General features: G+C 44.3%; 2 protein-coding genes. Both read right to left on the bottom strand.

Going from position 1 to position 2,565, the window contains the following annotated elements; all coding sequences use genetic code 11:
• Nucleotides 1–23: 23 nt before the first annotated feature.
• Complete coding sequence (locus RQ973_RS09430) at nt 24–2,267, bottom strand: heavy metal translocating P-type ATPase (RefSeq protein WP_311523837.1); 2,244 nt, start codon at nt 2,265–2,267, stop codon at nt 24–26.
• Between the two features lie 9 nt (nt 2,268–2,276).
• The coding region (locus RQ973_RS09425; protein WP_311523835.1) for a cupredoxin domain-containing protein at nt 2,277–2,565 on the bottom strand (289 nt) is incomplete at its 5' end.

Below are 2,565 nucleotides of genomic sequence, written 5' to 3'. Positions count from 1 at the left end.
ATAAAAAGCGAGCAAGCCCGCTTTTAATCTATTTTACTAAAGTTTAGTAAGAGTGAACTAGTCAGAACAGATACAGAACTAAAGGCCATGGCTAGACCAGCTAGTTCTGGATTGAGGGCCAGTCCAACACCAGAAAAGACTCCTGCTGCAATCGGAATTCCTGCGACATTGTAGATAAAGGCCCAGAAAAGATTGAGCAGAATTCGATTAAAGGTTTTCTTACTCATGTCAAAGGCACGAACCACGCCTAGGAGGTTATTGGTTGTCAACACTAAATCTGCTGACTCGATAGCGATATCCGTTCCAGCTCCCATAGCAATCCCCACATCTGCTACACTAAGGGCAGGAGCGTCATTGATACCATCACCAACAAAGGCTACTTTGCCTGACTGTTGCAGTTTATGAATTTCATGAGCTTTTTCTTCTGGCAAGACACCTGCAATGACCTCTTCGATTCCGATTTGATCGGCAATAGCACGCGCCACACCTGCATTGTCTCCTGTCAGCATGACTGTTTTAAGACCTCGTTTTTTCAGCTGACTGATGGCTAGCTTGGCATTTTCCTTGGGGATATCTTGCAAGGCTAGCAAGCCTTTGATTTCATTGTCCACAGCCAAGAACACAACTGTCTTAGCTTCTTTTTCCAGTTCTTCTAGTTTATCTTGATGAGTGCTAGAAATATCCATGCCATCCAGCATTTTAGCATTTCCAAGCAGAACTTGTTTTCCATTGATTTGCCCTGAGACACCTTTTCCGTGCAAGGCTTGGAAATTTTCCACAGTGTGAAGCTCAAGTCCAGTTTCAGTCGCTCGCTTAACAATAGCCTCAGCCAGTGGGTGTTGAGAAGCTTCTTCCAAGGAAGCTGCCAATCCAAGCACTTCTACTTCGTCGCCGATGATATCTGTGACCACAGGTTTCCCTTCCGTCAAAGTTCCTGTCTTATCAAAAACAATAGTTTGGACTTTCTGGATTTCCTGTAGAACCGTTCCATTTTTGAGGAGAACTCCCATCTTGGCACTGCGACCTGTCCCCACCATAAGGGCTGTCGGTGTTGCAAGTCCCAAGGCACAAGGGCAGGCAATAATCAGAACTGCTACTCCATAGAGAAGCGAAGAGACAAAACTCGCTCCAAGCACAACTACACTATCCCTGAGCAAGACGAACCAAACCCAAAAGGTCACAATCCCTAAAATGACAACTGCTGGAACAAAAATGCCTGAAATTTTATCCGTCAAGTCCTGAATCGGCGCACGACTTGTCTGAGCTTTCTTCACAAAATCCACAATCTGAGCCAAAACAGTCTCTGAACCAACTTTTTCTGCTCTAAAAACAAGTGTTCCACTATTATTGATGGTTGAGCCAATAACAGTATCTCCAACTGTCTTGTCCACAGGTAGACTCTCACCTGTCACCATAGACTCATCAATACTAGAGATACCTTCTACTACGACACCATCAACCGCAATCTTTTCACCGGGACGCACTCGAATCAGGTCACCTACCTTGACTTGCTCCAAAGGGACTTGAACATAGTTATCCTCACGCAAGACTTCTGCAGTTTTAGCCTGCAAGTCAAGTAATTTCTCCACAGCTTGGGAAGTATTTTTCCGCATTTTCTCCTCAAAAACGGCTCCCATAAGAACGAAGAAGAAGATAAATGCAGCACTTTCAAAGTAAACGGGGAGGCCAGCGAAGAGGGCAACTAAGCTATAGAAATAGGCCACTAGGGTTCCCAGAGCAACCAAGGTATCCATGTTGGCATTGTGCTTTTTAAAACTAGCCCAAGCACTTTGAATATAAGGACCACCTGCTACTAGCATAATCGGTGTTGTGGCTAAAAAGGTGCCCCAACGCATGACTTGGTGACTAATTCCTCCTGTCGACATCCCAATCATGAGGATCACAAGAGGCACAGTAAAGATACTAGTAATCCAAAAACGCTGTAAAAGTGACAGAGATTTTCGAGTCTTCTCAACGACTGTATAGCTTCCCTTTTGCATCTTCATACCACAAGAAAATTCATGTTGGCCTAATTCTTGAGGTGTAAAACGAATTGTTTTCTCTTCGTCTACGCCGATTGGTTCCAAGATGCCTTCTTCTTCAAATAGAATTTCCTTATAACAGTTTGAAGGTGTCACACGGTGAAAGGTAATCTCAGCAGGAACTCCTTTTTGCAGTTGAATGTGGACTGGATGGTAGCCTTTGTCTGCCGTGATACGGATTTTTTGAACACCATTTTCAAGACTTGCTTTTACAATTTCAGTCATATCATTCTCCTATTCTACAATCATCTTGCCGTGCATCATATTCATGCCACAAGAGAAACCATACTCTCCAGCCTGCTCAGGCGTGATTTCCACTACATACTCTTCACCCATTGGCAGGTCCGCATGTACACCAAAATCTGGAAAAACAATTTGGTCCAGACAGGGTGAAGGATCCTTACGGTCAAAGACAATACGGGCTGGCACTGATTTCTTGAGGATAATCAACTCAGGCGTATAGCCTCCCATGACTTCCACTCGAATCTCTTGGTAGCCCTTTTTTTGCTGGGCCTTTTGTCCA

Source organism: uncultured Streptococcus sp. (assembly GCF_963511325.1).
In the GTDB taxonomy this organism is placed as follows: domain Bacteria; phylum Bacillota; class Bacilli; order Lactobacillales; family Streptococcaceae; genus Streptococcus.
This window is presented reverse-complemented; position numbering and strand designations above follow the sequence as displayed.

What these genes read in the sequence shown, in the direction of transcription:
- RQ973_RS09430 (WP_311523837.1), bottom strand. Translation starts at nt 2,267, where the DNA reads ATGACTGAAATTGTAAAAGCAAGTCTTGAAAATGGTGTTCAAAAAATC.